The 19,506-nt window shown below is 73.6% G+C and carries 21 protein-coding genes; all 21 read right to left on the bottom strand.

The window, feature by feature from the left end; all coding sequences use genetic code 11:
* Positions 1 to 1,018 (bottom strand): prephenate dehydrogenase (locus ACZDWJ_RS18895; RefSeq protein WP_463523585.1); only part of this gene is annotated, 1,018 nt, incomplete at its 3' end.
* A complete protein-coding gene (gene aroH / locus ACZDWJ_RS18890) occupies positions 1,011 to 1,400 on the bottom strand; it encodes a chorismate mutase (protein ID WP_463523583.1) in 390 nt (129 codons plus the stop codon). The genes ACZDWJ_RS18895 and aroH, both read right to left, overlap by 8 nt.
* 51 nt (positions 1,401 to 1,451) lie before the next feature.
* Complete coding sequence (locus tag ACZDWJ_RS18885) at positions 1,452 to 2,453, bottom strand: YeeE/YedE thiosulfate transporter family protein (protein WP_463523581.1); 1,002 nt, start codon at positions 2,451 to 2,453, stop codon at positions 1,452 to 1,454.
* 1 nt (position 2,454) lies between these two features.
* Positions 2,455 to 3,162, bottom strand: coding sequence for a pseudouridine synthase (locus ACZDWJ_RS18880; protein ID WP_463523587.1), 708 nt, complete (start codon positions 3,160 to 3,162; stop codon positions 2,455 to 2,457).
* A gap of 59 nt (positions 3,163 to 3,221) precedes the next feature.
* A complete protein-coding gene (scpB, locus tag ACZDWJ_RS18875) occupies positions 3,222 to 3,899 on the bottom strand; it encodes an SMC-Scp complex subunit ScpB (protein WP_463523579.1) in 678 nt (225 codons plus the stop codon).
* Positions 3,892 to 4,824 carry a segregation and condensation protein A gene (locus ACZDWJ_RS18870; protein ID WP_463523577.1) on the bottom strand — a complete coding sequence of 311 codons (933 nt, stop codon included), beginning with the start codon at positions 4,822 to 4,824 and terminating at the stop codon, positions 3,892 to 3,894. Before ACZDWJ_RS18870 ends, scpB begins: the two co-directional genes overlap by 8 nt.
* Entirely contained in the window at positions 4,821 to 5,225 is a 405-nt protein-coding gene (locus ACZDWJ_RS18865) for a hypothetical protein (RefSeq protein WP_463523575.1), read from the bottom strand. Before ACZDWJ_RS18865 ends, ACZDWJ_RS18870 begins: the two co-directional genes overlap by 4 nt.
* Positions 5,207 to 6,100 (bottom strand): ParA family protein, encoded by an 894-nt coding sequence (locus ACZDWJ_RS18860; protein WP_463523573.1) that lies wholly within the window; start codon positions 6,098 to 6,100, stop codon positions 5,207 to 5,209. The genes ACZDWJ_RS18865 and ACZDWJ_RS18860 overlap by 19 nt, the downstream gene beginning before the upstream one ends.
* A 337-nt stretch (positions 6,101 to 6,437) precedes the next feature.
* Positions 6,438 to 6,731 carry a GNAT family N-acetyltransferase gene (locus ACZDWJ_RS18855; protein WP_463523571.1) on the bottom strand — a complete coding sequence of 98 codons (294 nt, stop codon included), beginning with the start codon at positions 6,729 to 6,731 and terminating at the stop codon, positions 6,438 to 6,440.
* Positions 6,728 to 9,331 (bottom strand): DEAD/DEAH box helicase, encoded by a 2,604-nt coding sequence (locus ACZDWJ_RS18850; protein ID WP_463523569.1) that lies wholly within the window; start codon positions 9,329 to 9,331, stop codon positions 6,728 to 6,730. The genes ACZDWJ_RS18855 and ACZDWJ_RS18850 overlap by 4 nt, the downstream gene beginning before the upstream one ends.
* A complete protein-coding gene (xerD, locus tag ACZDWJ_RS18845) occupies positions 9,331 to 10,311 on the bottom strand; it encodes a site-specific tyrosine recombinase XerD (protein ID WP_463523567.1) in 981 nt (326 codons plus the stop codon). The genes ACZDWJ_RS18850 and xerD overlap by 1 nt, the downstream gene beginning before the upstream one ends.
* A complete protein-coding gene (ald, locus tag ACZDWJ_RS18840; protein WP_463523565.1) occupies positions 10,304 to 11,419 on the bottom strand; it encodes an alanine dehydrogenase in 1,116 nt (371 codons plus the stop codon). Before ald ends, xerD begins: the two co-directional genes overlap by 8 nt.
* A 117-nt stretch (positions 11,420 to 11,536) precedes the next feature.
* Positions 11,537 to 11,716 carry a DUF2256 domain-containing protein gene (locus ACZDWJ_RS18835; RefSeq protein ID WP_463523563.1) on the bottom strand — a complete coding sequence of 60 codons (180 nt, stop codon included), beginning with the start codon at positions 11,714 to 11,716 and terminating at the stop codon, positions 11,537 to 11,539.
* A gap of 4 nt (positions 11,717 to 11,720) precedes the next feature.
* On the bottom strand, positions 11,721 to 12,344 hold the full coding sequence (locus ACZDWJ_RS18830; RefSeq protein ID WP_463523561.1) for an NUDIX domain-containing protein: 624 nt from the start codon (positions 12,342 to 12,344) through the stop codon (positions 11,721 to 11,723).
* Positions 12,344 to 14,044: a CTP synthase gene (locus ACZDWJ_RS18825; protein ID WP_463523559.1), complete on the bottom strand. Its 1,701-nt coding sequence runs from the start codon at positions 14,042 to 14,044 to the stop codon at positions 12,344 to 12,346. The genes ACZDWJ_RS18830 and ACZDWJ_RS18825 overlap by 1 nt, the downstream gene beginning before the upstream one ends.
* Positions 14,045 to 14,076: 32 nt before the next feature.
* Positions 14,077 to 15,843, bottom strand: coding sequence for a DNA repair protein RecN (gene recN, locus ACZDWJ_RS18820; RefSeq protein ID WP_463523557.1), 1,767 nt, complete (start codon positions 15,841 to 15,843; stop codon positions 14,077 to 14,079).
* Positions 15,843 to 16,844: an NAD kinase gene (locus ACZDWJ_RS18815; RefSeq protein ID WP_463523555.1), complete on the bottom strand. Its 1,002-nt coding sequence runs from the start codon at positions 16,842 to 16,844 to the stop codon at positions 15,843 to 15,845. The genes recN and ACZDWJ_RS18815 overlap by 1 nt, the downstream gene beginning before the upstream one ends.
* Complete coding sequence (locus ACZDWJ_RS18810) at positions 16,841 to 17,695, bottom strand: TlyA family RNA methyltransferase (RefSeq protein WP_463523553.1); 855 nt, start codon at positions 17,693 to 17,695, stop codon at positions 16,841 to 16,843. The genes ACZDWJ_RS18815 and ACZDWJ_RS18810 overlap by 4 nt, the downstream gene beginning before the upstream one ends.
* Before the next feature lie 7 nt (positions 17,696 to 17,702).
* Positions 17,703 to 17,912, bottom strand: coding sequence for a hypothetical protein (locus ACZDWJ_RS18805; RefSeq protein WP_463523551.1), 210 nt, complete (start codon positions 17,910 to 17,912; stop codon positions 17,703 to 17,705).
* Entirely contained in the window at positions 17,909 to 18,940 is a 1,032-nt protein-coding gene (locus tag ACZDWJ_RS18800) for an HAD-IIA family hydrolase (RefSeq protein ID WP_463523549.1), read from the bottom strand. Before ACZDWJ_RS18800 ends, ACZDWJ_RS18805 begins: the two co-directional genes overlap by 4 nt.
* A 9-nt stretch (positions 18,941 to 18,949) precedes the next feature.
* Positions 18,950 to 19,330, bottom strand: a complete 381-nt coding sequence (locus tag ACZDWJ_RS18795; protein WP_463523547.1) for a single-stranded DNA-binding protein — start codon at positions 19,328 to 19,330, stop codon at positions 18,950 to 18,952.
* Positions 19,331 to 19,506: the final 176 nt, after the last annotated feature.

Raw genomic sequence — 19,506 nt, 5'->3', positions numbered from 1 at the left:
CCGGCGGCACGTACGGCGCGAAGTGACCGCCGGGGTGACGCCGCACGCGGACGTCCTCGATGTTGACCTCCGCGGCACCGGCGTCGGCGAAGAGCCGCGCGAGCTCGCCGGGGGTGTCGGGCACCGAGACGAACACGCTGCGGGTCGGTCGGGCCGGGCCGCCGTGCTTGCCGGGGATGGCGCGGGTGCCGGCCACGCCCTCGGAGAGCAGGGCCTCGAGGTCGCTGCGGTCGGAGGCCGCGACGGCGGCGATGACGTCGTCGAGGCGGGAGCGCACCTGCGTCAGGAGATCGACGACGGCCTCGGCGTTGGCCGAGACGATCTGGCCGTACAGGCGCGGGTCTCCCCCGGCCACCCGCGTGACGTCGCGTACGCCCTGGCCCGAGAGCGCCAGGTGATCGGGTGGGGCGTCGGCGAGCCGGCCGGCGACCAGCGAGGCCATGAGGTGCGGGACGTGGGAGATCCGTGCGACGGCGAGGTCGTGCTCCTGCGGCGTCAGGGTCACCGGCACGGCCCCGCAGGCCCGGGCGAGCGCGGTGACGACCTCGACCGCCGACGCGTCCGAGCGCTCGTGGGGCGTGACGGCCCAGGGACGTCCGTCGAACAGCGCGGCGGTGGCGGCCAGCGGGCCGGAGCGCTCGCTGCCGGCCATCGGGTGCGAGCCGACGTAGCGGGGCAGCGCGTCGGCGAGGTCGTCACGGCCGAGCAGCGCGGCCAGCGGACCGGACTTCACCGAGCCGACGTCGGTGACGACGGCCTCACCGCCCGCCAGCGCCCGGGCGATCTCCTCGCCGAGGTGCACCGGCGGCACCGCGACGACGACCATCGCCGGACGGTCGTCGGGCCGTCGGGCCCGCCCGGCCCCGAGACCGGAGGCGGTGCGGACGTTCTCCGAGGAGACGTCGCTGAGCAGCACCTCGATGCCGCGGCGGCGCAGCGCCAGGCCCACGGAGGTGCCCAGCAGACCGGCCCCGACGATCTCGACGGGGCCGACGACCTCCGTGCCGGCCTCAGGCATCGGCGTCGGGCACGGTGCGCACCCGCGTGAGGTCGCTGCGCAGGGCGGCGGCGCCGTGCAGGTAGACGTGGGTGACGTCGGCGCGCGGCAGGTCGGTCTCGACGTGCGCGAGCATCCGCACCACGCGCGGCATGGAGCCGGCGATCTCGAGCTCGCGGGCGCACAGCAGCGGCACCTCGCCGAAGCCCAGCTGACGAGCGGCATAGGCGGGGAACTCGGCCACGAGGTCGGAGGTCGCGGTGAAGATCACGGAGATGAAGTCGTCGACGTCCAGGCCGTTGGAGGTCATGACGTCGGTGACCATCTCCGAGACCCGGTCGAGCATCTGCTCGCGGGTGTCGGCCTCGAGCTGGGTGGCACCCCGCACCGCACGCACCGCCACGGCTTCCTCCTCCACGTCGCAGCCCGTCGTCGATCGGCGGGCGGGATCAGGCTAGCGAGCCGGGTCGAGGCCGTCGGCGCGCGGGCCGAGGGACGGTCCTCCGCGGCCGACCCGACGCTCGGCCACCGACCCGGCCGCCGCGGCGGTCGACGCCACGCCGAGCACCATCGCCGCCACCACGAGGGCCGAGGAGAGGTTGAGCTGGGCGAGCCCGGAGAGCCCGTGGCCCAGGGTGCAGCCCCCGGCGATCCAGCCGCCGGCGCCGAGCAGCACCCCGCCGGCGAGCAGCCCGGCGTACCGCGGCGGGGTCTCGCCACGCACGTGCAGCGTCCCCCGGGAGCGCGCGGCGCCGAGCCCGCCGACCACGAGGCCGAGCAGGAAGCCGATCAGCCAGCGGTTCGGGCTTCCGTCGGCCACGCTCGCCACCGCTCCGACCGAGCTCGGCCCGAAGGAGGCGCCGCCGATCCCGGCGAGGACCCAGGCCACGGTCAGGGCCGCCCCCAGGGTCCAGCCGCGCCGCCACCAGCCCGCGCCCGAGCCACCCTGGCTGCGACTGCGCCACAGGCCCAGGACGAGGGCGAGCAGCAGGAGTGCGACGAGCAGCCGGGGCAGGTGCAGCACGCCGGGCAGCGTGGCGCCCTCGCCGCCGCCGAGCACCGTCGGTCCCGGGACGTCGATCTGCCGGGCGGCCAGCTCGCCGATCGCCCAGCCGAGGAGGCCGACGCTCGCGCCGAGCATGCCGCCGCCGAGCTTGAAGAGGAGGCCGCCGATGCACGAGCGCGCCACCACCAGGCCGACGCCGACCATCAGGCCGCCCACGATGTTGCCCACCGGCCGGAGCGCGAGGCCCTCGTTGAGCCCGTCGCCCAGCGGCGTGAGGAGCAGCACAGACAGCCCCACCGAGGCGCTGAGGACGCCCAGGAGCCACGTGCGCGCCCGGTCGGCGTCGCCGCGCAGCAGCCCACGCGCCGTCGCGTGCGCGCAGAGGTCGCCCGCGGCGAGCACCCAGCCGAGGACGACGCCGGCGAGCAGGCCGGTGAGCGGGGCGACCACGTCAGAGCCGCGCGAGGTCCAGGAGCGAGCCCAGCTCGTCGCGGGTGAGGTCGCGCAGCTCGCCGGAGGCCAGCTGCCCCAGCCGCAGGGGGCCGATGGCGGTGCGGGTCAGCCGCAGCACGGGGTGGCCGACGTGGTCGAGCAGGCGGCGCACGATGCGGTTGCGGCCCTCGTGGATCACCAGCTCGACGATGCTGCGGTCGGGGTCGCCCTGACGCCGGGGGCTGGCCAGCAGCTTGATGCGCCGCACCTCCACCGGGCCGTCCTCGAGGGTGACGCCCTCGCGCAGCTGCTTGAGCACGCGGGGGAACACCTCGCCCTCCACCTCGGCCACGTAGGTCTTCTCGACCTCGAAGGAGGGGTGCGCCACCTGGTGGGCGAAGTCGCCGTCGTTGGTGAGCAGGATGAGTCCGGAGGTGTCGGTGTCGAGGCGCCCGACGTGGAAGAGCCGCTCGGGCCGGTCGGCGACCAGGTCGCCGAGCGTGCGCCGGCCCTCGGGGTCGGACATCGTGGAGACGACGCCGCGCGGCTTGTTGAGCACGAGGTAGACGTGCGGGCTCACCGGGGGCAGCCGCTTGCCGTCGACGCGGATCACCGCCGTGGTGGGGTCGACCTTCGTGCCGAGCCGCGTGATCACCTCACCGTCGACCTCCACCAGACCCTCGAGCATCAGCTCCTCGCAGCGACGTCGCGAGGCGACGCCCGACATCGCGAGCAGCTTCTGCAGCCGCACCAGGCCGTCGGCGTCGGGCTCGGGGCTGATGGCGCTCACGCCTGCTCCTCGGGGGTGGTGTCGGTCGGGGCGGCGCCCGCGGGTGCGTCCCCGGTGGTGGAGCCCGCCAGCTGCTCGGCCAGCTCCTCGACGACGTCGTCCATGTCGGGGAGGTACGGCGCCAGCTCGGGCAGCTCGTCGAGCCCGGTGACGCCGATGCGCTCGAGGAAGTAGGAGGTGGTGCGGTAGAGGTTGGCGCCGGTCTCGACGTCCTGGCCGGCCTCCTCGACGAGCCCGCGCGTCAGGAGCGTGCGCATGACGCCGTCGACGTTGACGCCGCGGATCGCCGAGACCCGCGCCCGCGAGACCGGCTGCTTGTAGGCGACGACCGCGAGGGTCTCCAGCGCGGCCTGGGTGAGCCGCGCCTGCTGGCCGTCGAGCACGAACCGCTCGACGACGACGGCGTACTCCTCGCGCGTGTAGTAGCGCCACCCGCCGGCGACGTTGCGCAGGTCGAAGCCGCGCTCCTGCTCGGCGTACTCCTCGGCGAGGGTCTGCAGGGTGCCGACGACGTCCTCCACCGGGTGGCCGACGGCGGTGGCCAGCGTGACGGCGTCGAGCGGCTGGTCGGCGACCATGAGGACGGCCTCGAGCGCGGGGCGCAGCGCCACCAGCGGCAGCATCTCGTCGGGCTCGCTCGAGCCCGCGGGCGCGGCGAGCGGCTGGTCAGTCATCGGGGGTCGACTCCTCGGTGTCGGCAGGCGGCGTGGGGGCGGCATCGGACGCGGCATCGGCGGGCGGGGCGCCGTCGAACTCGTCGGAGGCGGCCACCAGCGTCTCGACGTCGACGTCGTCATCACCGGTCCAGCGGACGCTGAGCTCGCCCAGCGGCGAGACCTGGTCGAAGCCGACGACGCCCTCGCGGTAGAGCTCGAGCAGCGAGAGGAACCGGGCCACGGTCGTGAGGGTGTCCGGTGAGTCGCCGCACAGGGCGCGGAAGGTCAGGGTGCCGCCGCGACGCAGCCGCTCGACGACGATCGCCGCCTGCTCGCGCACGCTGACGGCGGGGGCGTGGATGTGGTGGAGGGTCAGCTCGAGCTCCGGCTTGGGCGCCATCGCCTTGGCGGCGAGCCGCGCGAACTGCTCGAGCCCGATGCCGATGAGCACCTCGGGCAGCAGCCCGGCGTAGCGCTCCTCCAGGCCCACGGCTCGCGGGTGGCGCCGCGCCTCGCCGGCGAGCCGCTGCTCGAGGACGGAGGCCACCTGCTTGAACGCGCGGTACTGCAGCAGCCGGGCGAAGAGCAGGTCGCGTGCCTCGAGCAGGGCGAGGTCCTCCTCGTCCTCGACGTCGGCCGAGGGCAGCAGGCGGGCGGCCTTGAGGTCGAGCAGGGTGGCCGCGACCAGCAGGAACGACGTCGTCTGCTCGAGGTCCCATACCGGACCACCGGCCTTGACGTGGGCGATGAACTCGTCGGTGACCTGCGAGAGCGCGACCTCGGTGATGTCGAGGCGATGCTTGGAGATCAGGCCCAGCAGCAGGTCGAAGGGGCCCTCGAAGTTGTCGAGGTGGACGGCGAAGCCGCCGGTCTCCCCCGCGCTCCCGGACCCGGCGGCGCCGACCTCGGCGTCGACCTCCGCCTCGGCGTCGAGCGCGGTCATTCCCCGCGCAGCCGTCGCACCAGGGCGGCGTCCTCGCCCTCGGACTCCAGCTCGGCGAGCACCAGCGCCACCGCCTCGCGCACCAGGCGCCCGCGGTCGACGGCCAGGCCGTGCACGCCGCGCAGGGTGAGGCGGGCGTGCTCGATGGCCAGCAGCTCCTCGGAGGTGATGTAGACCGTCATCTTCTCGTCGTGGCGCACCCGGCCGCTGGGCGCGGCGCCTCGTCGACCCTTCGCCGGCGCGACCGCGGCGCCGGAGTCCGGCGTCGGGGAGGGCTCGGCGTCGGGCACGGCCCGCACGCGCGAGCCCCGCTCCTCGGCGCGCTCCTGGGGCTTCTCCTCGGGCGCGGTCGGACGGAAGAGGTCGTCGGCCGCGGGCAGGCTCACGCGTCGTGCGGCCATCGGGCCAGCACCTCCCGGGCGAGCGCGCGGTAGGAGTCGGCGCCGGTGGAGGAGGAGGCGTAGCTGGTGATCGGCTCGCCGGCGACGGTGGAGTCGGAGAACTTCACGGTGCGGCGGATCACGGTGTGGAACACCGTCTCGCCCCAGGCCTGCACCAGCCGCTCCATGACCTCGCGGCTGTGCAGCGTGCGGCCGTCGTACATGGTGCCGAGGACGCCGTCGATGTGCAGGCGCGGGTTGAGCCGCTCGCGCACCTTGTCGATCGTGGTCTTGAGCAGGGCGACGCCGCGCAGCGCGAAGTACTCGCACTCCAGCGGCACGATGACGCCGTCGGCCGCGGTGAGCGCGTTGACGGTGAGCAGGCCCAGCGAGGGCTGGCAGTCGATGAGGATGACGTCGTAGTGCGCCAGCGCCGGCTGCAGGACGCGCTGCAGGGTCTGCTCGCGGGCGACCTCGTGCACCAGCTGCACCTCGGCGGCCGAGAGGTCGATGTTGGACGGCAGCAGGTCCATGCCCTCGACGCCGGAGGGCACGACGACCTCCTCGAGCGTGACGTCGCGCTCCATGAGGAGGTTGTAGACCGTCAGCTCGGTCTCGTGGGGGTTGAGCCCGAGGCCCACCGAGAGCGAGCCCTGCGGGTCGAAGTCGACGAGCAGCACCTTGCGGCCGTACTCCGCGAGCGCCGCGCCGAGGTTGATCGTCGTGGTGGTCTTGCCGACGCCGCCCTTCTGGTTGCACAGCGCGACGACGCGGGCGCCGCCGTGGGTGGCCAGCGGGGTCGGCTCGGGGAAGGACGGCAGCGGGCGGCCGGTGGGTCCCAGCTCGTCGGCGGCCGACCCGCTGGTGGGACGCTCGAACGGCAGGGGCTCGTTCACGGGTTCATCTCCGATGGGGCGTGGGGCGGGCGGGATGCGGACCGTCGGGGGCTGGTCGTACGCCTCGGCGCCGCCCGGTCCGGGGACCATTCCACCATCGGCCATTGCGCGCTCCTCGCCCCGGGGTCGGGATTTGTCGACTCGACGACTTGTCCTGCGTGTCGCGCGAGCCTAGGAGTCCCGGGACGCGGCCACAACGGGTCCTCCGGCCTCCCCAGGCCCGGAGGCCGATCTGTGGAGGCGTTGTGGACGACCTGCCGCGGTCGCCCACAGCTGAGCGCTCGCCTGTGGAGCGATCTGTGGAGTGGCGCGGAGCGTCGGCCGGCGTCAGTCGGCGTCAGTCCGCCACCAGGTCGGCGTAGTCGGGGTGCTTCTCGATCCAGGCCCGGATGAAGGGGCACTGCGGGACGACGCTCCGCTCGCCGGCCGCACGGACGTCGTCGAGGGCGCCGCGCGCGATGGCCGAGCCGACGCCGCGCCCCTCGAAGCTCGGGTCGACCTCGGTGTGGGTGAACACGATCCGCGCGGGGTCCTCGCGCAGCAGGTAGGCGGCGAACCCGGCCAGGGCGCCGTCGAGATAGGCGGCGTAGCGGTGCTGCGCGGGCTCGTGGCGGACCTCGACGTCGCTCATCGGTCCAGCCTACGCAGCGCGACGGCCTGGAGGACCAGCTCACCCTCGCGGTCGGTGGCGTCGAGGTCGGCGACGGCGTCGACGACCCAGTCCAGATGGCCCTCGGGGTCGAGGACCGTCTGGCGGACGTCGAGCAGCCGACGGCCGTCCTCGACCCGGTCGGCGGTGGTGAGCAGCCGGGGCCCGCGGGCGTCGGGCCCGAGGTCGACGCGGTCGTGGTCGGCGTAGTAGCCCTCGAGCGCGGCGTCCCAGGCGGCGGCGTCCATGACCGGACGCTCCTCGAGCCGCTCGGCCGCGGCGGCGTCCAGCGCGGCCAGGGCGTCCACGGCGTCGCGGGCGATGAGCTCGACGCGGCGGAACATCGCGTTGCGCACCATGACGCCGAAGGCCCGCTCCTGGCGGGAGAGCGGCCGGGGCGCCGCGGGCGGGACGTGCTCGGTGACGTCGCGCGGCGCGTGGTCGGGGTCGCTGAGCGCCTCCCACTCGTCGAGCAGCGAGGAGTCGGTCTGACGCACGGTCTCCCCCAACCACTCCAGGAGCGTCTCGAAGGCGTCGTCGCGGAACCGCTCGGGCACCGTCTGGCGCAGCGCCTTGTAGGCGTCGGTGAGGTAGCGCAGCACGAGGCCCTCGGAGCGCGCCAGCTGGTAGCGGGAGACGAGATCGGTGAAGCCCATGCCCTGCTCGTACATCTCGCGGACGATCGACTTCGGCTCCAGGCCGGCGGCCGCGGCGTCCTCGGGCAGCCACGGATGGCCCGCGCGGTAGAGCTCGTAGGCGGCCTCGAGGCGCTCGGCCAGCGGTCGTGGCCAGGTGATCTCCTCGAGCAGCTCCATGCGCTCGTCGTACTCCAGGCCGTCGGCCTTCATCTCCGCGATCGCCTCGCCGCGGGCCGCCCACTGCTGGGCCATGAGGATCTGGCGCGGCGACTCCACGACCGCCTCGATCGTGGAGACGACGTCGAGCAGCGCGGCGTCCTCTCCCCCGGCCGGGTCGGGCTCGAGCAGCTCGAGCGCGGCCAGCGCGAAGTGGGCCAGCGGCTGGTTGAGCGCGAAGTCGTCGGGCAGGTCCACCTGGACGACGTAGCGCCGACCGTGCTCGTCGGGCTCCTCGAGGCGCGTCAGCACCCCCGAGCGGGTCAGGGAGCGCGTCAGCCGCAGGGCGCGCCGGGCGAGGCGCAGCTGCTGGCGTCGCTCCTCGTGGTTGTCCATGAGGAGGCGCCGCAGCACCGGGAACGCGTCCTCCTCGCGGCCCAGGACGCTGAGCAGCATCGCGTTGTCGATGCGCATCCGCGAGACCAGCCGCTCGGGCTCGCCCTCGACGAGCCGGGTGAAGGTCTGCTCGTTCCACACCACCGTGCCCTCGGGCGCCTTGCGCAGCTGGGCCTTGCTGCGCTTCTTGGGGTTGGCGGCGTTCTTCGCCTCGGCCTTGGCCTTGGCGCGCTCGTTCTCGATGACGTGCTCGGGGGCCTGCACCACGACGTAGCCGACGGTGTCGAAGCCCGCCCGCCCGGCGCGGCCGGCGATCTGGCGGAACTCGCGCACCCGCAGCACCCGCTGCCGGTGCCCGTCGAACTTCACCAGACCGGTGAACAGCACCGTGCGGATCGGCACGTTGATGCCCACGCCGAGGGTGTCGGTGCCGCAGATGACGAGCAGCACGCCGTCCTGCGCGAGCTGCTCGACGAGTCGCCGGTAGCGGGGCAGCATGCCGGCGTGGTGCACGCCGATGCCCTTCTTGAGCAGCTTCACCAGCGTGCGGCCGAAGCCGGCGGCGAAGCGGACGTCGCGCAGCCGCTCCTCGATGCGCTCCTTGGCGGCGGCGTCCAGCGCCCCGGAGAGCCACCCGGCCTGCAGCAGGCCCGTGGCGTGCTCGACGGCCGCGGCCTGGGTGAAGTGGACGACGTAGACCGGCGCCTGGCCGGTGGTGACGATCTCCTCGAGCCGCTCGGCGAGGGGATCGAGCGACCATTGGAAGTCCAGCGGCACCGGACGCTCGGCGTCGGCGATGATCGCCGTCGAGCGGCCCGTGCGCCGACTGAGGTCGTCGGCGAGGTCGCGCATGTCGCCGAGCGTGGCCGACATCAGCAGGAACTGGACGTCGGGCAGCTCCAGCAGCGGCACCTGCCACGCCCAGCCGCGGTCCGGCTCGGCGTAGTAGTGGAACTCGTCCATGATCACCAGGCCGACGTCCGCCGAGCGACCCTCGCGCAACGCCAGGTTGGCGAGGATCTCCGCGGTGCAGCAGATGACGGGGGCGTCGGCGTTGACCGACGCGTCGCCGGTGAGCATGCCGACGTTCTCCGCGCCGAGCACGGCGCACAGGTCGAAGAACTTCTCGCTCACCAGCGCCTTGATGGGCGCGGTGTAGAACGACACGCGGTCGGTGGCGAGCGCAGCGGCGTGGGCGCCGATCGCCACCAGGGACTTGCCCGAGCCGGTGGGGGTGGCGAGCACGACGTTGCTGCCGCCGACCAGCTCGATGAGCGCCTCCTCCTGGTGCGGGTAGAGGCTCAGGCCGCGGCCGGAGGCGAACTCCTCGACGGCCGCGTAGACGTCGTCGGGCGAGGCGCCCACGCGGGGCGGCCAGGACGAGGCGGCCATCAGCCGCGGGCCCGGGGGTGGGCGGCCGCGAAGACCTCGCGCAGCGAGTCGACGGTCACCAGCGTGTAGATCTGCGTGGTCGTCACCGAGGCATGACCCAGCAGCTCCTGGACGACGCGCACGTCGGCGCCGCCCTCGAGCAGGTGGGTGGCGAAGGAGTGCCGCAGGGTGTGCGGAGAGACGTCGCGGGTGATGCCCGCTCGCTCGGCGGCGCGCACCAGCACCGTCCACGCGGACTGCCGCGAGAGCCGGCCGCCGCGGGCGTTGAGGAACAGCGCGGGACCGGAGGTCGCCGTCACCAGGGCGGGACGTCCGCGCACCAGGTAGGCCTCGACGGCCTCCAGCGCGAAGGAGCCCACCGGCACCAGCCGCTGCTTGCCGCCCTTGCCGCGCAGCAGCACCGTGCCCTGGGCCTGGCCGGCCTCGATCTCGCGGTCGAGATCGTCGACGTCGAGCCCGATGGCCTCCGAGATCCGGGCGCCGGTGCCGTAGAGCACCTCCAGCAGCGCCCGGTCGCGCAGCGCCAGCCCGGTGCCCGCCGCACCGGCGGCGTCGAGGATCGCCTCGACGTCGTCGAGCGGCAGCGCCTTGGGCAGACGACGGCCCGGAGTCGGCGGACGCACGGCGGCGGCCGGGTCCTGCGTCGCCAGGCCGTCGGCGACGGCGAACTTGTGGAAGCCGCGCACCGCCACGACCGTGCGGGCGGCCGACGACGCGCTCAGCGCCGGATGGTAGGCGTCGCCCTCGCGCAGGCGCACCAGGAACCCAGCGACCACGTCCTCGGTGACCTCCGCGAGGCGCTCGACGCCGACCGCCGCGAGGTGCTCGCGGTAGCGCCGCAGGTCGCGTCGGTAGCTGGTGAGGGTGTTGGCCGCGAGCCCCCGCTCGACCGCGAGGTGGTCGAGGTAGGTGCGTACGGCGCGGTCGACGTCGCCCCCGGCCTCGACCCGGGGCGACGTCGCGGTGCCTGCGTCAGGCAAGCGCCTCCTCCAGCGGAGTCGCGGTGATGCCGACGGCCTCGCCCACAGGGGCGTTGGTGAGGTGGCCGGCGTGGGTGTTGAGGCCCAGGGCGAGGCTGGCGTCGTCGCGCAGCGCCTGCTTCCAGCCCTTGTTGGCCAGCGCCACCGCGTAGGGCAGCGTCGCGTTGGTGAGGGCGTAGGTGGAGGTGTTCGGCACCGCGCCGGGCATGTTCGCCACGCAGTAGAACGTCGAGCCGTGCACCTGGTAGGTCGGGTCGGCGTGGGTGGTGGCGTGGGTGTCCTCGAAGCAGCCGCCCTGGTCGACGGCGATGTCGACGAGCACCGAGCCTGGCTTCATCGCCGCGACCAGCTCGTTGGTGACCAGCTTCGGCGCCTTGGCGCCCGGGATCAGGACCGCGCCGATGACCATGTCGGCCTCGAGCACCTGCTGCTCCAGCGCCAGCTTCGACGACGCCAGGCCGTGCACGCGGTTGTCGTAGCGCCAGAACGACATCCGCAGCTTGTCGAGGTCGGTGTCGAGCAGGGTGACGTTGGCGCCCATGCCGAGCGCGATGTTCGCGGCGTTCTGGCCCGAGACGCCCGCGCCGATGATGACGACCTTGGCGTTGGCGACGCCGCCGACGCCGCCCATGAGGACGCCGCGGCCGCCGCGGGCCTTCATCAGGGAGTAGGCGCCGACCTGGGGCGCCAGGCAGCCGGCGACCTCCGACATCGGGTAGAGCAGCGGCAGGCCGCCGTTCGGCAGCTGGACGGTCTCGTAGGCGATCGCGGTGGTGCCGCTCTCGATGAGTCGACGCGTCAGCGGCTCGTCGGCCGCGAGGTGCAGGTAGGTGAAGAGGGTCAGGCCCTCGCGCAGCCGGTGGTACTCCTCGGCGATCGGCTCCTTGACCTTGAGCACCAGGTCGGCCTGGCCCCACACCTCGTCGGCGTCGTCGATGATCCGCGCGCCGGCGGCGACGTACTCGGCGTCCTCGATCGAGGAGCCGACGCCCGCACCGGTCTGCACCGTGACCTCGTGCCCGTGGGCCACCAGCTCGTGGACGCCGATGGGGGTGATCGCCACCCGGTACTCGTGGTTCTTGACTTCCTTCGGGACGCCGATCTTCACAGGTGCTCCTCGTGGTGTGGGGTCGCCCGGATCGCGGGCTTGCCTGAGTGTATGGCTCGGCTCCGACGACGTGACGCGGGCCTCATCCCACCCCGTGTGGAGGTCTGGCGCGACGGTCTAGCGCGGCGTGAAGTCGGGGTTGGCGCGCCCGGCGCGACAGGCCTGCGAGCAGTACTTCACCGAGTCCCAGTCGCGCTCCCACTTCTTGCGCCAGGAGAACGGACGACCACAGGTCTCGCAGATCTTGTCCGGCGGGGTCGAGCCGCGTCCCTTGCCTGCGTTGCGTCCGTGGGCCACGCCCTCAGCCTACGGACCGGCCCCGACGCACCGCGTGGGCGAGCACTGCGATCGCGAGCGGGCCGTCGGCGGTGCGGCCACCGACGACGGCGTCGAGGAGCTCCTCGAACGGCACCCAGCGGGTGGTGAGGTCGGCCTCCTCGTGGACGAGCTCGAAGTCGCCGCGCCCCACCTCGCGCAGCCCTCGCGCCACGAAGTAGTGCACGAGCTCCTCGCTGATGCCCGGCGAGGAGTACGCCGAGAGCAGGTGCGTCCACTCCTCCGCGGCGTAGCCGGCCTCCTCCTGCAGCTCGCGTCGCGCGACGTCCACCGGCTCCTCGCCCTCGACGTCGAGCAGACCTGCGGGCAGCTCGATCATCCGCGTGCGGGCCGGGTGGCGGTACTGCTCGAGGACGAGCACTCGCTCGTCCTCGTCGAGCGCGAGGACGACGACCGCGCCTGGGTGCTCGAGCACCAGCCGCCGGAACGGCTCCTCCTCGTCGGCACCGGGGCGCCGCACGAGGTCGGCGCGCAGGGCGACGACCCAGCCGTCGCGGTGCAGGTCGGTGCTGGACTCCACCGGCCAGGAGGCGGGCTGGTCGCCCAGCGGACGGCTGCGCTCACCCGACCCGCCGGCCCCGCCGCTCATCAGTCGGCCACCGGCTCCGCGTGCAGGCCGGTCTCGTCGATCGGGATCCGCAGCTCGCGCTGGCGGGTGATGGCCGCGCCCACCAGGCCGGCGAAGAGCGGGTGCGGACGCGTCGGACGCGAGCGCAGCTCGGGGTGCGCCTGGGTGGCGATGTAGTAGGGGTGCACGTCGCGGGGCAGCTCGACGAACTCGACGAGGCTGTCGTCGGGCGAGGTGCCGGAGAAGACCAGGCCGGCCTCCTCGAGACGGTCGCGGTAGGAGTTGTTGACCTCGTAGCGGTGACGGTGCCGCTCCTCGATCACGTCGGCGCCGTAGACGCGACGCGCCAGGCTGCCCTCCTTGAGCGCGGCCGGGTAGAGGCCCAGGCGCATGGTGCCGCCCAGGTCGCCCGCGCCCTCGACGAACGCCCGCTGCTCCTCCATCGTCGCGATGACCGGCTCGGGGGTGTCGGCGTCGAACTCCGTGGAGCCGGCCTTCTCCAGGCCGAGCACGCTGCGGGAGTACTCGATGACCATGCACTGCAGGCCCAGGCACAGGCCAAGGGTCGGGATGCCGTGGGTGCGGGCGTAGGTGAGCGCACCGAGCTTGCCCTCGAGACCGCGGATGCCGAAGCCGCCGGGCACGCAGATCGCGTCGACGTCCTCCAGCGCGCGGGCGGCGCCGGCCGGCGTGGCGCACTCGTCGGAGGGGATCCAGCGCAGCTGCACCTTCGCCTCGTGGGCGAAGCCGCCGGCGCGCAGCGCCTCGGCCACCGAGAGGTAGGCGTCGGGCAGGTCGATGTACTTGCCGACCAGCGCGACGGTGACCTCCTCCTTGGGGTGGTGGACCCGGCGCAGCAGGTCGTCCCACAGCGTCCAGTCGACGTCGCGGAAGGGCAGGTCGAGGCGGCGGACGACGTAGGCGTCGAGGCCCTCGCGGTGCAGGACCTTCGGGATGTCGTAGATCGACGGGGCGTCGGCCGCGGTGACGACCGCCTCGACGTCGACGTCGCACATCAGCGAGATCTTGCGCTTGATGCCGTCGGGGAGCTCGCGGTCGGCGCGGCACACCACGGCGTCGGGCTGGATGCCGACCTGGCGCAGCGCGGCGACCGAGTGCTGGGTGGGCTTGGTCTTCAGCTCGCCCGACGGCCCGATGTAGGGCACCAGGGAGACGTGGAGGAAGAAGACGTTGCTGCGGCCGATGTCGTGGCGCACCTGGCGGGCGGCCTCGAGGAAGGGCAGCGACTCGATGTCGCCCACGGTGCCGCCGATCTCGGTGATGACGACGTCGACCTCGTCGTCGCCGGTGCCCTGGCCCATGGCCAGGATGCGGTCCTTGATCTCGTTGGTGATGTGGGGGATCACCTGCACGGTGTCACCGAGGTAGTCGCCGCGGCGCTCCTTGGCGATCACGTCGGAGTAGACCTGGCCGGTGGTCACGTTCGCGATCGCCGAGAGGTTGGTGTCGAGGAAGCGCTCGTAGTGGCCGATGTCGAGGTCGGTCTCGGCGCCGTCGTTGGTGACGAACACCTCGCCGTGCTGGAACGGGTTCATCGTCCCGGGGTCGACGTTGAGGTACGGGTCGAGCTTCTGCATCGTGACCCGCAGGCCCCGCGAGCGGAGCAGGCGCCCGAGGCTGGAGGCCGTCAGCCCCTTGCCCAGCGAGGAGGCGACGCCCCCGGTGACGAACACGTGCTTGGCCTGGGGCGCGATCCTCATGGAACTCCATCCTATGGCATCGCGAGGGGTGCTCAGGACGCGCCGCGCGATCCCGTCTTGGAGTCGTGCGCCACCTCGAGCAGCTCTCGGGCGTGCGCGCGGGCGGTGTCGGAGTCCGAAAGACCGGCCAGCATGCGTGAGAGCTCGCGCTCGCGGGCCTCGTCGTCGAGCACCGTCAGGCCGGAGCTGGTGATGGTGCCGTCGCTGGACTTCTCCACCACGACGTGACGGTCGGCGTAGGCCGCCACCTGGGGCAGGTGGGTGACCACCAGCACCTGCGCGGTGCGGGCGAGCATCGCGAGGCGTCGTCCGATCTCGACGGCGGCCGCGCCACCGACGCCGGCGTCGACCTCGTCGAAGACAAACGTCGGCACCGGGCTGGTGGCTGCGAGCACGACCTCGAGCGCGAGCATGACCCGCGAGAGCTCGCCGCCCGAGGCACCCTTGTGGAGCGGACGCGGCGCGGAGCCGGTGTTCGCCGCGAGCAGCATCTCGACCTCGTCGATGCCCGACGGCGCGAACCGCACCCAACGACCATCGACGAGCAGCGGTCCGCCCGGCACGTCCTCGGCGGGGGCGTCGACCTCCTGCTGACGCACCTCGATGGTGATCTGCGCATGCGGCATGGCCAGCTGGGTGAGCTCCTCGCTCACCTGCTCCCCCAGGCGCGTCGCCGCGGCCTGTCGAGCGGCGCTGAGGGCCGACGCAGCCGCGCCGAGCTCCTCGCGCAGGCTGGCCCGCTCACCGCGCAGGGCGGCGATCTGCTCGTCGGTGCCGTCGAGGTCGAGCAGGCGGACGGCGGAGGCCTGCGCCCAGGCGAGCACCTCGGCGAGCGTCTCGCCGTACTTGCGCGTCAGCCCGGTGAGCGCGGCCCGGCGCTCGGAGACCCCGGCCAGCCGTGCAGGGTCGACGTCGATGGCGGTGGCGTAGGAGGCGACGTCGGCGGCCAGGTCGGCCAGCACGTAGGACACCTCGGCCAGCCGGTCGGCGAGGGCCGCCGCCTCGGGGTCGTGCTCACGCACGGACTCCAGGGCTCGACGCGCGGCGGCGACGGCGCCGAGCGCGTCGGGAGCGGACTCCTCGCTGGAGAGCGCCTCGCGGGCGGTCTCGGCGGCGGTGCGCAGGGTGTCGGCGTGCCCGAGCCTCAGCTCCTCGGCGGCCAGCGCGTCGTCCTCGCCCTCCTGCGGCTCGACGGCCTCGATCTCCGCCAGCCCGAAGCGCAGCAGGTCGGCCTCCTGGGCGCGCTCGCGCTGGTGCTCGACGACCTCCATGAGCCGCTGCTCGACGTCGCGCAGCCGCGCGAACAGCGCGCGATAGGTCTCGGCCAGGTCGGCCACCTCGGCGCCGCCGAAGCGGTCGAGGGCGGCCCGCTGCGCCCGGGGCTGCAGCAGCCGGTGCTGGTCGGACTGGCCGTGCACCGCCACCAGCGGCTCGGCGACCTCGGTGAGCGTGGCGATCGGCACGCTCGCCCCGCCGACGTAGGCGCGGGAGCGTCCCTCGGCCGAGACGTTGCGCGCGATGAGCACGGTGCCGTCCTCGACGTCTCCCCCGGCCTCGTCGACCGCGGCGGCGACGTCGGGCAGGGCGTCGACCGACACGACGCCCTCGACGCGGGCCGCCTTCGCGCCGGTGCGCACCGAGCCGCTGTCGGCACGGCCGCCGAGCAGCAGGCCGAGCGCGGTGACGATCATCGTCTTGCCCGCGCCGGTCTCGCCGGTGATCACGGTGAGCCCGGGACCGAGCTCGAGCGTCGAGGAGTCGATGACCCCCAGCGACGAGATCCGGATCTCCTCCAGCATCAGTCCTCCTGGGGGGCGGCGGGCGCGACGGCGGGGGCGGCTGCGCGACGCCGGCGTTCGGCCGAGCCCCGCCAGCCCTCGACCGGCAGGCCGAACTTCGCGACGAGGCGGTCGGTGAACGGCGCCTCGTGCAGACGGGCGATGCGCATCGGCGCTCCCCCGCGCCGCACCTCGATGCGTGCTCCGGGCGGAAGATCGACGGCGCGTCGGCCATCGCACCACAGGACGCCTGCGCCCTCGGTCTGGGCGAGCACCTCGACGGCGAGCACCGACGTCGGCGCCACCACGAGCGGACGGGCGAAGAGCGCGTGAGCGCTGATCGGCACCATGAGCAGCGCCTCGACGCCGGGCCAGACCACCGGGCCCCCCGCGCTGAAGTTGTAGGCGGTCGAGCCGGTCGGCGTCGCGCACACGACGCCGTCGCAGCCCCAGCGCGAGAGGGGGCGGCCGTCGACCTCGACGACCACCTCGAGCATCCGCTCGCGGGCGGCCTTCTCGACGCTGGCCTCGTTGACCGCGAAGGTGCGGTTGACGACCTCACCGCCCCGATAGACCCGCACGTCGAGGGTCATGCGATCCTCGGCGGTGTAGCGCTTGCCGACGACGGCGTCGATGACCGAGGCGACGTCCTCGTACTCGGCCTCGGCGAGGAAGCCGACGTGGCCCAGGTTGACGCCGAGCACGGGGGTGCCGCTGGCATGGGTGATCTCCGCGGCGCGCAGGATCGTGCCGTCGCCGCCGATGACGATCGCCAGCTCGCATCCGGCGCTGGCGTCGGGATGCGGGCCACCGCTGTCGGGACAGATCTCGATGGCCGGCGAGTGATCGGCGGCGTCGATCTCGAGGTCGGCGGCCTCGGCGGCCAGGAGCCGGACGATGATCCCGTGATCAGTGAGCGCCCGACAGAAGGCGAGCGCCACCTCCCGAGCCTCGGGCCGGCCGGTGTGCGCGAGCACCAGGACCCGACGGCCGGACGCGTCGGCAGCGTGGTCGGCGGTCATGACTCCACCCTCTCATCCGGGCGCAGTGCGGCGACGGGCGAGACGCCGCTGTGAGCGACGGTCTCCTCGATGACCGCCTCGGAGAGGCCGACGGTGTCGCGTCGGAGCCAGACGAAGAACTCCACGTTGCCCGACGGACCGGGCAGCGGGCTGGTGGCGACCATGTACACCGGCCACCCGCGCGCGGCCGCCGCCCGGGCGACGTCGAGGACCGCCTCGGCGCGCAGACCGAGGTCGCGCACGACGCCGCCCTTGCCCACCCGCTCCTTGCCCACCTCGAACTGCGGCTTCACCATCAGCGCGAGCGCTCCGGTGGGCGCGGTGACCGAGAGGAGCGCGTCGAGCACCAGGCGCAGCGAGATGAAGGAGAGGTCCCCGACCACGAGGTCGACCGGCGTGCCGACGATGTCCAGGGTCAGGTCGCGGATGTTGGTGCGATCGTGCACCTGGACGCGCGGGTCAGACTGGAGCGACCAGGCGAGCTGGCCGTAGCCGACATCCACGGCCACGACCTCGGCTGCGCCGGCGCGCAGCAGGACGTCGGTGAAGCCACCGGTGGAGGCGCCGGCGTCGAGACAGCGGGCGCCCTCGACCCTCAGGCCGTGTGGCGTGAACGCCTCGAGCGCGCCGGCCAGCTTGTGACCGCCGCGCGAGACGTAGCCGGGATCGCCGTCGTCCTCGGCCACCACGAGGGCGACGTCGGTGGTGACGCCGGTCGCCGGCTTCGTGGCGGTGGCGCCGGCGACGCTGACGCGACCGGAGGCGACCAGCTCGCTGGCATGCTCACGCGAGCGCGCCAGGCCACGACGCACCAGCTCGGCGTCGAGACGGAGTCGACGAGGTCCAGCCATGGAGACCTCAGGCCGGCTCGACGTCGGTGGCGGGCTCCTCGACGTCGTCGAGGGCTCGGCGCAGGGTCTCGTGTGCAGCGGAGAAGACCTCCGCGTGCTCCGACAGCGGACGCTCCCCCAGGGCGGCGACGGCCTCGAGGACGCCGTCGACCGTCGGCACGCCCGTGGCCGGGGCGGCCATCGCCTGCTGCTGACGGACGTCGGGCTCGAGGCTCATGCGCCGAGGCTATCGCGATGGAGGTCTGCGTCCGGCACCTGCACGCCGTCGACGCCCGGCGGCGTCCCGCTCTCGTCGGCCCAGGCCCAGCACGCCGCCGCGGCGGCGCGCCACCACGAGCTCGCGAGCCCTGAGCCGGACATCCGGAGGGCGCCGTCCTCCACCACCGCGTCCCATCCACCACACGACGTCGAGGCTCCGTCCCTCTCGACCGGGATCTGCGGCTCGAGCAGTCCGCGCAGGTCAGGAGCGATGTAGGTGGGGCGCTCCTCGGCCGTGGCGGCGGCCAGCACCGCCAGATCGGTGACGCCGGTGAGGACCAGCAGCGAGGCGACCTCGGCCCGCGTGCCGCCGGCGATGTCGGTGTCGAGCCGGTCGCCCACCATGAGCGGACGCGAGCCCCCGACCCGCGCCATGGTCTGCTGGAGCAGCGGTGGCTCGGGCTTGCCGGCCACCGTCGGGTCGATGCCGGTGAAGTCCTGCAGCATGCGCACCAGCACGCCGTGGCCGGGCGCCGTGCCGTAGTCGGTGGGGATGGAGAGGTCGGTGTTGCTGGCGTACCAGGGCAGACCGTCGCGCACCCGCACCGCGAAGCGCATCAGATCGCTCCACACGACGTCGGGGCCGTAGCCGGTGACGCCGGCGACCGCATCATCAGCCACGCCGACCACCGCCAGGCGCTCCGCCTCCATGGCCTCGAGCAGGCCCTCGCCGCCGAGGACCGCCACGCGCGCTCCCGCACCGAGCTCCTCACGCAGGAGTGCGGCGACCGCCTGGGCCGAGGTGACGACGTCATCGAGGCCCGCGGGCACGCCGATGCGCTGCAGATGGTCGACCACGGTCTGCGGCGGCCGCGAGGCGTTGTTCGTGATGAACGCCAGCGCTCGGCCGGCCTCGCGCCAGGCCTGGATCGACTCCGCAGCATGCTCGACGACCGCACCGCTGACGTACACGACGCCGTCGAGATCGAGCATCGCCAGGTCGTGGTCGTCGGCCAGCCGCTCGCTGGAGCCCAGGATCTCAGCCATGGCTCGACCCTAGAGGGCGGCCGAGGTGACCTTGCCGGCGGACACCGCGGCCTTGGTCAGCCGCCGGACCTGACGCACCTCGATCTCGACCCGCGACGCAGCCGCGCCGCCGGCGCGGAAGAACCTGCGCCGTACCGCCCCGTGCACCTCGACGGTGTCGCCGGCCCGGAGACGCAGCGACGTACGACGCACACCGGCGCCCCAGGCCGCGCAGTCGAGAGCGTCCACCGTCGCCGAGCCCATGCTCGACGTCGGATCGCGCCGGATCGTCACGCCCCACGTGACCACGGTGCTGCCGCTGGGCAGCTCGCGCTCGACGCCCTCCCGCGTGACGCGACCGACCAGCCGCACCTCGTTGACGCCGGTGGCGTCTTCGTTCTTCTGGACCATCCAGATCACCTCCGGGGACCAGCCTTCCGCCCCGAACCGAGCATGAGGAAGGGGTGCCACCCGGCCTGGGAATCGCGGTGTCCTGAGGCAGCCTGTGGAGGCGAAGCGGCTTCAAAAGACCCCAGAAATGGGTTCAGGGGCCACCCTGTGGGTGGCCCCTGAACACTAATGTTTGT

Source organism: Nocardioides sp. B129/18 (assembly GCF_055282735.1).
This window is presented reverse-complemented; position numbering and strand designations above follow the sequence as displayed.